The following is a 12,998-nucleotide window of genomic DNA, read 5'->3' as shown; positions in this document are numbered from 1 at the left end:
GCATGTAGCATGGTCATCGCCTGTGTCGGCGCAGCAGGCGTGTTCCTGGGCAATGGGGGAGGATTGCCGTCAAGGCGCAAAGCTCCTTTCCGGAAGGCGCCCAGGTTCCAGGCGATCTTCCGTCGAGGCTGTGCGATGTCTCAGACGCGCAGGGGCACCGGCTGCTTTTTGGCGGTCCGGCCGACATAGATGACAGCGGCGGCGCTCATCAGGGTCAGGCCTGCCAACGGCATCAGGGCAAGCATATAACTTCCCGTTGCCTCGTGGATGAAGCCGTAGGCATTGACCATCAGGCCCCCGCCGATGAGGTTGGACGTCGCATTGATGGCCGCAATGCCCGCGGCCGCGGTGCTGCCCGAAAGCCAGGTCGATGCCATGCTCCAGAACGGTCCCTTGAAGCAGTAGGCCCCGACCAGCACGAATGTGAGCAGCATCACTGTCGGGACGAGCCCTGTCACGACGAACGTGCCAACCGCCCCGAGTGTAATGAGCATGAGCGGCAGGGCGGTGTGCCAGCGCCGTTCGTTGGTGCGGTCCGAGTTGCGCCCCCACAGGATCATCGCAACCGAGGCGATGCCGTAAGGGATCGAATTGACGAGGCCGGTCTGCAGATCCGTCAGGCCAAAGGATTTCAGGAGCTGCGGCTGCCACACGCTCAGCATGCTACCGGCCGCAGAGGCGCCCGAACAGGCGATCACCATGGCCCAGAATGCCGGCGTCACGGCCAGACGCCAGGCCGAGCCATGAACCAGCGGCTTGCTCGAACCCGTCGCCGCGAGAGCCGAATTGAGCCAGGCTTTCTCTTCGTCGTCGAGCCAGGAGGCGTCGTCCGGCCGGTCGGTCAGCATCTTGAGGCAGGCCACGCCCAGCATGACGGTGGGCAAGCCCTCCAGAATGAACAGCCACTGCCAGCCGCGCAGACCTGCAATGCCATCCATTGCCAGAAGCAGGCCGGAGAGTGGTGAACCGATGAAGCTGGACACCGGAATGGCGAACGCGAAGAGGGCCAGCGTACGGCCGCGATAGCCCGGCGGCATCCAGTAAGTCAGATAGAGGATGATGCCGGGGAAGAAACCGGCTTCGGCAATACCCAGCGCGAAGCGCATGACGTAGAACGATTCCGCGTTCCAGACCAGCGACATCGCGGTGGACACCAGTCCCCAGGAAATCATGATCCGGGCAATCCAGTACCGTGCCCCGACCTTCTGCAGCATCAGGTTGCTGGGGACCTCCATCAGGAAGTAGGCCACGAAGAACAGACTTGCACCAAAGCCAAAGACCGTGCTGCTAAGTCCGATGTCCGCATTCATCTGCAAGGATGCCATGCCCACATTCGTTCGATCTATGAACGCCATGAGGTAACACAGCATCAGGAACGGCAGCAGCCGCCACATTACCTTGCGCATCACTTGCGCTTCGATTGCGCCCTCGGAACCCATGCATCTCTCCATCTTGATTATGTGGCGCCTGCAGGCGCTCTCATTCTCGAAGTCGCGAGGCCGATGACCTCGGCGCTTCCGGTTTTGCTTTGCCGATTAGGGCATGTTCATGGCAACCGCGTTCACGTGATTGCGGGGGGCTATGATGCCCTCCTCGAGGAAATCCGCGATCTGTGCGATGCAGCTCATCCCGACCCGCGTGCGTGCTTCCTGCGTGTTCGCACCGACATGCGGCGTCACCACAAGGTTGGGCAGCTCCCAGAGCGGGTCCGTGGCCGTGGTCGGCTCCTGCGCGAAGGTGTCGAGGCCTGCACCGAAGATCGCTCCGGTCTTCAGGGCCTCCAGCAGTGCGCTCTGGTCGACAAGCCCTCCGCGTGCGGTGTTGATGAGGATGGCCTCGCGCTTCATCATCGCGAAGGCATCGGCATCGAGGAATTGCCGGTTCTCGTCCGTCAGGGGGCAGTGCAGGCTGACAATGTCGCTTTGCCGCAGGAGTTCGGGAATGGAAGCGACGCGCTGGGCACCCTCGGGGACCTGATCCGGTAGCAGATAGGGGTCGTAGATCCGCGCGGTCATGTCAAAGGGGGCAAGCAGGCGCAGGAACTCCCGACCGATCGCGCCCAGTCCGATCAAGCCGATCGATCGGCCCGAGATTTCGATGCCTGCGTGGCGGGACTTGTCCCAATGCCCCTCGCGCACGCGGCGATCGAGCCAGGCCGTGGACCGCGCGACGCTCAGCAGCAGGGCAAGCGCATGCTCGGCCACGGATAACGAATTGGCGCCGCCTGCAACCACGACGATCACGCCGTTTTCGGCGGCCGCCACCGTATCGATGCTGTCATAGCCAACCCCGTGCTTTGCGATGACCTTGAGGGTCGGTATCCGCTCGATGGCCGAACGTGAGATCGAGCCCATGCGCAGCAGGAGCGCTTCTGCGGCAATCGCATTCGCGGCTTCAACGAGTTCGTCTTCGCTGGGATAGGGCTTGCACAGCGCCAGCGCGATTCGCCTCTCCACTGCATAGGCTGCCGCATTCGGCGCAATTTCCCCGCCGATAATGAGGGTGGCGTGCTGTGGCATGATGATCCTCGATCCTCAAAAATTCCTGCGGCCGAACCGCGTTGTTGGGGGGACCATAGCGCGCAAACATTAAAACGCAACGGCGTTTCATAATGATGTTGCAAATAGGCCTGTGGGCGCTACAGTCAAAGGCGATCTGCGCAAGCGCTGAATCCAGGGATAATGCGATGAAATGGGTAGAGGATTGGCCGCCAGGCAGGCGTGCGTTCGAGATGTCGGGCACGGCCTCCCTCGCGCCCTTACGCGGCAATCGATCCGCCCGAACCTTGTCTGGAATAACTGAAAAATTAGGGAGTGTGGCCATGTTTCGGCGCATTGCCGGACTGCGGGGGCGGGCCATGGCCGCAACGCGGCGAGGGGCGCGCTGGATCGGTGTAGTCGGCCCGTGCCCGCCATTGACGCGTGAGGGTGCAGATGGTCAACTTCGCCCGCCGTCAACCTGTCCAAATCACCTGGCAGTGCAATTATGCTGCACTGGCGTTCCAATATGTCAAAGTTATCCCCTCCAGGATCCGCGCCTGGCCTCAGGCAGATCCCATCGAACCCTGAACCCGATCCTGTTCCGGGTGCCGCACAGGGCACCTTCCAGAACTTCAGCGGTCTTCGCCTTTCGACAAGGCCTTGCCGCCTCCCTTTCCGACCTGATCCAAGGAGTACATCATGAGCATCGGCTTTCGAGTCCTACCCGTTGAGCGCCGCGTCCCTGCCGATGTGGTGCAGCGTTTCTCGCAGCTCCCCGTCGCCAATGTCAGCGATGCGATGGGGCGCATCTTTGCAGGCGGGGCGAGTTTGCGTCCGATGCATGCCGGCGGTGTCCTTGCGGGCCCGGCCGTCACGGTCAAGGCGCGCCCGGGCGACAACCTCATGCTGCACAAGGCGCTCGACATCGCGCAGCCAGGCGACGTCGTCGTGGTCGACGGTGCGGGGCACCTGACCAACGCCCTCATCGGTGAGATGATGACCGCCCACGCCGAATCGCGCGGCATTGCCGGCATCGTCATCTGGGGCGCGATCCGCGATGCTGCCGCGATCCGGGCAAGCTCCTTCCCGGTCTTTGCGGCAGGTGTGACCCATCGCGGCCCCTACAAGGATGGCCCTGGCGAAGTGAACGTGCCGATCGCGATCGACGGCATGGTCATCAATCCCGGTGACCTGCTGCTGGGCGACGATGACGGACTGATCTGCGTCGCGATGGACGATGCCGAAGACATCTACACCAAGGCCAGCGCCAAGCATGCCGCTGAGACCGCGCAACTGGAAAAGATCGCGCGCGGTGAAAACCCGCGCGCCTGGGTGGATGAAACACTCAAGCGCCTCGGCTGCGAAGGCGTCTGAGGCCCGCGCACAGGCGCCCGGCCAAGCCTTGCGCCATGGCCGGGCGCGTGTGCGCCCCTGCTCCCATCGCTGCGCAGGGTTGCTGCGTGTGGTGGGACACGCTCTGGATCTGGGGTTCGAGCAAGGCTTCAAGTCCTGCGTGGATTTGCCTGCCGTCCCCCATTCCACCTTGCCCGTGCTCCATGGGCGCATTCATCCACCACGCGAACCTGTACTGCCGCGTACGGTCTATACATTGTTCGCGACCGGCCCTACATCCTGAGTATGAATGCTGACAGCGACACCAAGCAGGCTCCGGGGCGTGCAAGCGCGGACCGTTTCCTCACTATCCTTTCCTGCTTCCAGCGTGGCGACGATGCCCTTTCCCTGGCCGAGATCGCGAAGCGCACGGGGCTTGTAAAGAGCACGGCCCTGCGGCTGTCGGCCTCGCTCATCGACCACAGCTACCTCGTGAAGGATGTCGCCGGCGATTACCGCCTCGGCCCCGAGATCGCGCGCCTCAATCTCATCTACAACGAATCCATGCATGTTGAGCATTACGTCATGCCCATCCTGCAGTCTCTCGTCGACATATCGGGGGAGACGGCTTCGATCTACATCCGGCACGGAAGCTACCGCCTCTGCCAGTACAGGGTGAATTCGCCCCATCAGCTTGGCGTGCACAAGCAACCTGGTGAGATCCGCGCCATGGATCAGGCATCGTCGGCCATCGTGTTGCGCACCTTCGCGGACACCGGTGCCGACCACCGCACACCCGCGCTGCCGATCTACACGACCGGCGCTTCGGACCCCTATGCCGCCTCGCTTGCCGTGCCGGTGTTTCAGAGCGGCGGTTCCTTGCTTGGCGCGCTTGTCCTGGCAGGGCCCTGCAACCGCTTCGATGCGGCGCGGGCGGAAAGCCTTGCCTCGGAAATGCTGTCCGCCGCGCAGGAGTTGAGCCGCCAGCTAGGTGGAGAACAGGCGTTCCTGCAGTCCGTCAAGAACGCGGGCGCATAACGCCTCCTTCGCGGCGAGATCGGGGCGCTATCGCTTCTGGGCAGGCCTGACCATTGCGAATGGTCCTGCGCCTGGTGCCCCTCCCGTCCGGCCTGTTCAAACAAGGTCCCGCGCGGAGGCCACTGCCAAGAAGGGTGGGGTTTGCGTTGGCGCTTGGTCATTAAAATAAAACGCCATTGCAAATTTGACATATTCCGCTCTGTCTGACATCTGTTTCAGCGCGATAGGTTCGAAAAAGTCGGAACGATATTTCGTTTAACCGATGGTGCCTTCGCACGAAAATGGGAGTGGAATAATCGTGATCAGGTTTTCAGCGCCGGTGCGGCCCGCACGTCGGCTTTGGAGAGCATTCGGGCTGGCCGCCCTTGCCGGGACCACATTGGGATCGATCTCTCCGCTGCCTCTGGCCGCGCAGGAGCGGGCGCTTTCCGATCGTGTGATCCCGCCTTCCCGCCAGGGCAAGGTCGACAGCTCCAAGGCCGACACCCCCAATGGCGGACGACCGGAAATCCATACGGTCGAGGACATGGCGCAGAGCGCGCTCTACACCGCGCCGGGTGCCAAGGCCTACGCCGCGCTGGCCGCACAGGCGAGCAACGGGATGTGGCCGGTCACGCTTGCCTACCGCTGCAAGTACCCGCGCGGGGGAACCTCGATCAAGGCGCCTGTCCCGCAGCCGATGGAAGTGTTCGACGGGGTCTATTCGATCGGCGATGATGCCAACAACATCTGGGCCATCGACACCGACGAGGGCATCATCCTGCTCGACGCGCTGACCAACGAGGAAGACGCGCGCAACATCATCGTGCGGCACATGGAGCAGGTGGGCCTCGACCCCAGGCGCATCCGCATCATCATCGTGAGCCACAACCATCTCGATCACTTCGGCGGGGCACCGTACCTGAAGTCGATCTCGGGCGCGCGCATCGGCGCCAGCACGGCGGACTGGGACGGCGATTCGATCTACGGCCGCATGCCGCCGCGCGGCGAAGGCGATTTCGACATTTCCGATGGGGAGCAGATCACGCTGGGCGGGCGCACGGTGACTGCCTATCTCACCCCCGGACACACCGCAGGCACGCTCTCGTTCGTCTTTCCGGTGAGCGACAAGGGCACGCCCCATGTTGCCGCGCTGTTCGGAGGGCAGGGCAAGCCGCGCAAGATGGAGGACTACGTGCAGTTTCTCGAGGGGCTGCAGCATTTCTCCGAAGAGACCGACCGCATGCAAGCCGACGTGATCCTGTCCAACCACACGGTGGGCGATGATGGGCTGACGCGGATCGCGCAGCTGGCGGAGCGCAAGGCCGGGGAGCCCAATCCCTATGTAGTGGGTCGCGAGGGCGTGATCCGCTACGATGCCCTGTTCCGCGCGTGCCTCAGCGCCGATATCGACCAGATGGTCTGGGACCAGACGCATCCCGCGCCAGCCAAGTAGTCACCAGGGCTTCCCCGTCCGATCCACCTGCCGCGCGCGCCGGAACAGCAATCTCCGCGCGCGAAGTCCTGAAGGAATTACCGCCATGCGCACCATCCTGGGTACAGCCCTCGTCGTCGCCCTTGCGAGCACAAGCGCCCTTTCGGCTGCGGCCTCCGCGCCGGCCAGCGCCCCTCCCGTCTCGCAAGAGCAGCTGGACACCTGGAAGGAGACGCTCTCCAACTGGGGCCGGTGGGGGGCTGAGGACGAGAAGGGCACGCTCAATCTCATCACCCCAGAAGTGCGCGTGGCGGCCGCGCGCGAGGTGCGCGAGGGCATTTCCGTCTCGCTGGAGCGCGAGATCGTGCCGGTTCATGTCGCCCCCGATGCGCAAGGCCCCGAACCGCGCGCTGCGGTTGTCCAGCGCATGCTGTCCGGCCCGCCCGCGCGCATGACCGGCGCGACCGACAGGCTTTCCATCGTTGCGCATGGCTACACCGAGACGCATTTCGATGCCTTCGGCCACCACTTCCACGACGGGAAGATGTACAACGGCTTCTCCGCGCTCGAGAACGTGAAGATGGACAGCGGCCTTGCGCGGGGAGACATCGCGGCCTTTGCGGACGGTGTCTTTACCCGCGGGGTTCTGATCGACATCCCTGCGCTCAAGGGCGTGGAATGGCTGGAACCGGGCACGCCGGTAACGGTCGCCGATCTCGAGGCCTGGGAGAAGCGCAGCGGGGTCACCATCCGCTCCGGGGACGCGGTGTTCGTGCGGACCGGACGCTGGGCGCGCGAGCGCGCAAAGGGGAAGTGGGACATCGCAAAGTCGGCGGCCGGGCTCGACGCCTCGGTCATTCCCTGGATGCATGATCGCAACATTGCCATGCTCGGCAGTGAATCCGCCTTGAGCGTCGTTCCGATCCCCGCAAGTTCCCAGATCACCAACCCCGACGATTACTTGCCCGCGCACAACTTCGCGCTGGTCACGCTCGGCATGCCGCTGCTCGACAACGCCGATCTCGACGCGCTGGCACAGACCGCCGAGCGCCTGAAGCGCACCACGTTCCTGTTCACGGTGGCCCCGATCCGCGTGAAGGCGGGAACCGGTGCGACCGTCAATCCTATCGCCACATTCTGAATGCCCCGAGCAGGTGGCCACCCCCTGTTGGCCTGACCCGGATGGCCTGAGGCAAGATCTTTCCCCTGAACCCACCCTGATGGCGGGACCCGAAGTTTCCCCTGCCGATTGGCAGGCGGCGCTTCGGGTCCCGCCATCCCTTTTAGGGCGAACCTGACGTCAGGATTCGCGGGGCGGGGCCCCGGCGTTCTGTTCGGCCACGACCTTGTCGAGATAGGCCTCGGTGCACAATCGCAGCATTTCCAGGTTTGCCGCGTTGCGGGCGGGCGAAAGCACGAAGCGGTTGGGCAGGCCGGGCGCGAGAATGGAATCGACAAGCCGCGAGATCGTCGCGTCGCCCCAGCCATGGGTGTTGAGGGGAACGTCCGCGCCCAGCCGCTCGGCTTCGGCCCGGAAGGCGTCCAGCGATGCCAGCATCGTGCGCAGATTCTCGGGCGAGGGCCGCATCCCCTTGCCGCCCCAGAATGCGGCCATGTGCGCCTGGCCCTCGGCATGGACCGGGGCAAAGAGCGACAGCGTGCCCGGTGTGTGCCCTGGCGTCGGGAGAAGGACCAACTGGCGCGTTCCGACCTGAAGCTCCTGGCGCGCGCTCACCGCGAGATCGGGCGTGCCCAGGCCATCGGGCATCTGCCCATTCGTCAGCATGGCTGCACTCACCGCGATGCGCGCGCCGGTTGCGGCGCGAAGGACCTGGGCTCCGGCGATGTGGTCGGCGTGTTCGTGGGTCAGGATGATCCAGCGCAGGTCCGAGGGCGCAAAGCCTGCCGAGGCCATCCAGTCGAGGATCCTCTGCCCCTGCGCGGCCGTGCCTCCGCCATCGACCAGCACCAGCCCTTCGGACGTCCGGATCGCATAGACCGCGAGGTTGAGATAGCCCAGGTAATAGACGTCATCGAGAACCGGCGTCCCGTACAGAAAGTCGGTCTCGTCCATCACCGAGGGGCGAAACGGCGCCGCGACGGGATCGACATAGTAGCAGTGGTAGTTGCGCAAGGCCCTGAGGAGGGGATCCGTGCCAGCGATCGCATCGACCTCGGCAAGCCGCGCACGCACGGTCTCGGGCAGGGTGCGGGGCGTCTCCTGAACCGCCTCAGCGCTGCCTTCGCTCGATCCCGCAAGCGCTAGTGCGAGCGCAAGCAGCGAGCCCGCGAGCCGCCTCGCCGCGCGGGGCGTGCGCGGCGCCATCCTGTTTTCCAACCTCATGTCCTGAGCCTTCCTCCTGTTGCCGTGGCCTCGCGCCTCCTGCCTCTGTCGGAAAATGGCTGGAGACGGTCAGCTGAAACCGTAGAGCTGCGCCGGATTGCCGACGAGAATGGCATCGCGCGTGCGTGCATCGCCCGCCCAGCCATCCAGCAGGTCGAGCAGGCGGGCATCGTCGGGCAGATCGTTCTCGTGGCCGCGATGGGGCCAGTCCGAACCCCACACGAGCCGGTCGGGTGCCAGGGCGACAAAGGCTTGGGCTATCGGGGCGAGATCCGCATAGGCGGGTGCACCTTCGCCGCTGGCGATATAGGCCCCGGAGAGCTTCACCCAGGTCCGCCCGTTACCCAGCAAACGCAGGACGGCACCATGGCCTTCGGGCGCCCCTGGCTCTTGCGGAGTGACAAAGCCCAGATGGTCGATCACCAGGGGTACGGGGAGCGCGGCAAGGTGCTGTTCCATCGCGGCGATCTGGCTGGCCCGCGCGAAGATCTGGATGTGCCAGCCCATCTCCTGCGCAAGGCGGGCCGTCGCGTGCAGACGGGCCGTGTCCGTGCGGCCCCAGACCTGCGGGGATACGAAGTTGACGCGCAGCCCGCAGATGCCGGCCTGTGCCATGGCCGCAAGCTCGGCGCGCGCAGGCGCAGCATCGCAGTCGATCACGGCGACCCCGCGCGCCTGACCGCCCATCTGGCGCAGGGCATCAAGCGTGGCGCGATTGTCGGTCCCGTACGTGGAGGGTGTGACGATAACGGTCCGACGCGTGCCGATCCGGTCCTGGAAGCGCCGGTAGGCGGCGACCGTCGCCTCGCCGACAGGCGAGCCCGGCCAGCCCGGCCGGGCGGGAAAACGCGGGTCGAGAATGTGAATATGGCTGTCGCAGGCATCGGCGGGGACGGCAAAGCGCGGCCCCCGCCGCGCCGACGAATAGGGAACGCGCCCGGCATCCTTGGCGCAGCCTGCGAGGAGGGGGCCAGATCCCAGGGCCGCGAGAGACGCGCCCGTGCACAGGCTGCGAAGAAAGCCGCGCCGTTCGCACGAGAGATCGCGCAGGGCGAACCGATCGGACAAGAGGGCGTCTCCCGCGCGTTGGTGAAGGACGAATGGCGGCCTGTGCCCCCAGTGGACTCACAGGCCGCAGGTGTGCCGGAGCGGTCCGCTGCGCGTGGCCTTGGCAGGCCTTGCGCGGCGGACCGCCGCCAGCTTTGCGGATCAGTAACGGACCCGCACGCCGAAGCGGAAGTTGCGGCCGACAAGATCGTAGACCGACGAATTGGTGGCCATCGCGATATTGGCGGCAGCCGGAGCGATCGGCGGATCCTTGTCGAGCAGGTTGCGCACGTCGAGGAACAGCTCCACCCCGCGGTCGAGGACCGGCAGCTTGTAGGAGATCTGGGTGTCCAGATAGAAGATCGGGTCGATCTTCGTCAGGCTGAGATCCGCCGAAGTGCGGGTGTTGTCGTAGGCTCCACCACCGATCAGGCGGCCCTGCATGAAGAAGCCCAGCGTTTCGCTGCTCAGGCGCATCTGCATGTTGCCACCCCAGTGCGGGGTGCCGTTCAGACCTACCTCGCCCGCGCGATCAATCGGTGGCGACCCGGGAACGACGTTCTCCAGCTTGTCGAGATAGCTCGCCAGCGTGCGCACCGAAAGCTGGGTGTCGGGACCGATGAGATCGCCGACGGAGGTGCGGTAGGAGACCTCGAAGTCGAGGCCCCGGGCCTGCTGCGAGGAGAGGTTGATCGGGGTGCCGAAGATCGTGGTGAGATTGCCGCCAGCGTCGCGTTCGGTCAGGTTGCAGGCAAAGTCATTGCCTCCAAAGCACTGGTCGACCACCTGCTGCGGCGTGATCGTCACAATCGCGTTGCGGATCTTGATGTTGTAGAAGTCCACCGACATCGAGAGCCCGGGCACCTGGATCGGCTGAATTACCGCGCCGAGCGTCAGGGTGTTGGCGATCTCGGGCCGCAGGTCGGGGTTGCCGCCCGCGATGTTGGGAATGCCGCGCACCAGCACGTTGTTGTTGAACGGATCGGTCACCGAAGCCGTGAACTGACGGCCGGCGCTGAACAGTTCATTCACGTTCGCGGCCCGGATGTCGCGCGAGCGGGTGCCGCGAATGCGCAGCCCCTCGAAGGGGACCCAGCTGAAACCGGCCTTCCACGACGCGATCGAGCCACTGGTCGAATAGTCGGTCACGCGAACCGCGCCGTTGATGTCGAGTTCCTGTGCGAACGCCACGTCGCGCAGCAGCGGAGCCTGCAGTTCGAGGAAGGCTTCCTTGACCGAATAGCCGCCGCTCCAGGGCTGCGGGTTGCCGAAGATCCAGGCGAAGTTCTGCGAATCGATGTCCGAGGTGACATTGGCTCGCTCCTTGCGGTACTCCGCACCGACGGCGGCCGAGATCGGGCCTGCCCAGCCTTCAAACAGCGTGCCCGAAGCGTTCAGGGCGAAGTTGTCCATCGTCAGCTTGGAGACCGAGTGGCTCGTGCCCAGGACATAGTCGAGCGCGGCTTCGGAAGGGGCGTTTGCGCCGAACGGATTGAACGGGACACAGCCATTCGCGGGATTTGCGAGAGAAGAACGGCACACGATCTGTCCGTTGCTCTCCACCGCGTCGACGGCCTGCAGGAAGCGCGGGACATTCTCCATGTTGAAGATGTCGTTGTCCTGCTTGCTCTGCCCGCGCTGGTAGTAGGCTTCCCAGTGCCATCCCGACACGTCGCCCTCGGCGCCCGCCACGATGCGATAGGTCGTCGCGTTGTTGCGCGTCGTCACCAGCCCGCGGTCGCGCGAATGGCGCAGGAACGTCAGCGAGGTGACGCCGGTATCCAGCATCTGGTCGCGGATCTCGTCCGGGAGGAAGGCGTTGTCGGCCTGGATGGTCAGGGGATTGCCGATCTGGTGGCGGTTGGCGCCGTTGGCATAGGTCGTGCGGCTGCGCCCGAAGAGACCTTCGGCGAAAAGCGTCACCTCCGGCGCAAGTTCGTACTGCGTACGGCCGTAGAAGTTCAGGCGCGACATCGGACGCGCCAGCGCCTGGTAAAGCTCGGTGTTCACACCATCGCCGCCGATCTGCTGGCTACCGGCGCGGTAGCTGCCGAAATCGTAGGGGGCCATCGAACCATCGGGCAGGAACTGGATGCCGCCCAGCGCCGCGTTGGCGTCTGCGGTTCCGCCGTTGCCGTTGAGGATCATGCCGCCCACGGTGCCCACCGAGAGAACGTCCGAAGAAATTATGCGGGTCGGTCCGCCTGCCGGGCCGTTGATGAAGGTGTTGCCCTGGCGTGACCACTTGCGGTCGATCGGCTCCACGCCCTTGGTGTCGTAGTACTCGCCCGCCACTTCGAAGTGCCCGCGCCCGTCGGCGAAGGACGTGCCGTAGGCGCCCGTGGCCTTGAATTCCTTGTTGTCGCCGTGTTCGGTGAGGCCGTAGTGCGCGTCGAGCTTGACCCCTTCGAAGCGCTTGTCGACCACGAAGTTCACCACGCCCGCGACGGCGTCCGAACCATAGGCGGCCGAAGCGCCGCCGGTCACGATGTCCACCCGCTGGATCAGGGCCGAGGGAATCAGGTTGGCATCGACACTGCCGGTCAGGGCGCTGGGCACCATGCGGCGACCGTCGAGCAGCGTCAGCGTCCGCTCACGGCCGAGCGAACGCAGGTTGAGGAAGCTCTGGCCCCCGTTGGTCGTGCCCGAATTGCTCTGGGGGCCCGAGGTGTTGGTGAGGGCTGGCAATGTGCGCAGCGCGTCCGCCATCGTCGAGGGGGCGGCCTCGATGAGCTGCTCCTGATCGAGCGCGGTGATCGGGGTGGGGGCGCTGAACCCGCTCGCCGCGATGCGCGAGCCGGTCACGATGATGGCCTCGCCAGCTGGTTCGTTGCCTACGGACTGGGGCAGGGTCTCATCCGGGGTCCCGCTCTGTGCGAACGCGGTGGAACTGATTGAAAGCGCGGCTGCGCCCAGCATGGCGCGCCGGAGCGTAATCCCCAGACGCGGGAATTTGCGGGTATCCATAGACATCCTCCTCAATTGGTATCGTCCACATTAAGTGGAACGCTTTTGCTGTTTTGTGGGAGCTGATTAGGACAAGGATGCGCGTTCAGCAAGACAAAATGCAACGTCGTTGCATATTTTGATGGGGGGCTGGAGTGGAGCGGAACAGGGGCGGCTCCGCACGCGCCCGGCCTTTGGGTCTGAAGCGCGATACTTCCATGCCTTCCCAAGGAGATGGCGCTGGATATCCCCGCCAGGAAGGCGGATGGGCAGGGCAGATCTACGGTTCGGGGACGCAGAGGGATCGCCTTTTGCGCCTGTCGAAGCGGGTTCCTCGTCTCGACGTAGCGCCGAATGAGGTACCCGCTTCGCTAGCCAGAATCAGCGGGCAAGTGCC

Annotated in this window: 9 protein-coding genes; 4 read left to right on the top strand and 5 right to left on the bottom strand. The window is 64.8% G+C overall.

Features of this window, described 5'->3' with window-relative positions:
• Positions 1 to 140: 140 nt before the first annotated feature.
• Complete coding sequence (locus MTR65_RS12040; protein ID WP_243800472.1) at positions 141 to 1,439, bottom strand: MFS transporter; 1,299 nt, start codon at positions 1,437 to 1,439, stop codon at positions 141 to 143.
• A gap of 96 nt (positions 1,440 to 1,535) precedes the next feature.
• The gene (locus tag MTR65_RS12035) at positions 1,536 to 2,519 is read right to left on the bottom strand and encodes a hydroxyacid dehydrogenase (protein WP_243800470.1); all 984 of its coding nucleotides are present in this window, start codon (positions 2,517 to 2,519) and stop codon (positions 1,536 to 1,538) included.
• 660 nt (positions 2,520 to 3,179) lie between these two features.
• Here MTR65_RS12035 and MTR65_RS12030 point away from each other — a divergent pair.
• From MTR65_RS12030 to MTR65_RS12015, 4 genes are all read left to right on the top strand, one after another.
• Entirely contained in the window at positions 3,180 to 3,854 is a 675-nt protein-coding gene (locus MTR65_RS12030) for an RraA family protein (RefSeq protein WP_243800467.1), read from the top strand.
• Positions 3,855 to 4,118: 264 nt separating this feature from the next.
• A complete protein-coding gene (locus MTR65_RS12025; RefSeq protein WP_243800464.1) occupies positions 4,119 to 4,850 on the top strand; it encodes an IclR family transcriptional regulator in 732 nt (243 codons plus the stop codon).
• 298 nt (positions 4,851 to 5,148) lie between these two features.
• The gene (locus MTR65_RS12020; RefSeq protein ID WP_243800462.1) at positions 5,149 to 6,285 is read left to right on the top strand and encodes an MBL fold metallo-hydrolase; all 1,137 of its coding nucleotides are present in this window, start codon (positions 5,149 to 5,151) and stop codon (positions 6,283 to 6,285) included.
• An 85-nt stretch (positions 6,286 to 6,370) separates the two neighbouring features.
• On the top strand, positions 6,371 to 7,405 hold the full coding sequence (locus MTR65_RS12015; RefSeq protein WP_243800460.1) for a cyclase family protein: 1,035 nt from the start codon (positions 6,371 to 6,373) through the stop codon (positions 7,403 to 7,405).
• Positions 7,406 to 7,564: 159 nt separating this feature from the next.
• Here the strand turns inward: MTR65_RS12015 and MTR65_RS12010 are convergent, their stop codons facing one another.
• From MTR65_RS12010 to MTR65_RS12000, 3 genes are all read right to left on the bottom strand, one after another.
• Entirely contained in the window at positions 7,565 to 8,608 is a 1,044-nt protein-coding gene (locus MTR65_RS12010) for an MBL fold metallo-hydrolase (RefSeq protein ID WP_243800456.1), read from the bottom strand.
• Positions 8,609 to 8,677: 69 nt separating this feature from the next.
• Positions 8,678 to 9,676: an amidohydrolase family protein gene (locus tag MTR65_RS12005; RefSeq protein ID WP_243800454.1), complete on the bottom strand. Its 999-nt coding sequence runs from the start codon at positions 9,674 to 9,676 to the stop codon at positions 8,678 to 8,680.
• A gap of 141 nt (positions 9,677 to 9,817) precedes the next feature.
• Positions 9,818 to 12,622, bottom strand: coding sequence for a TonB-dependent receptor domain-containing protein (locus MTR65_RS12000; RefSeq protein ID WP_243800452.1), 2,805 nt, complete (start codon positions 12,620 to 12,622; stop codon positions 9,818 to 9,820).
• Positions 12,623 to 12,998: the final 376 nt, after the last annotated feature.

This window comes from Novosphingobium mangrovi (assembly GCF_022818885.1).
GTDB lineage: Bacteria > Pseudomonadota > Alphaproteobacteria > Sphingomonadales > Sphingomonadaceae > Novosphingobium > Novosphingobium mangrovi.
Note: the sequence above shows the minus strand (reverse complement) of the source record. Positions and strands in the feature narration are given on the sequence as shown.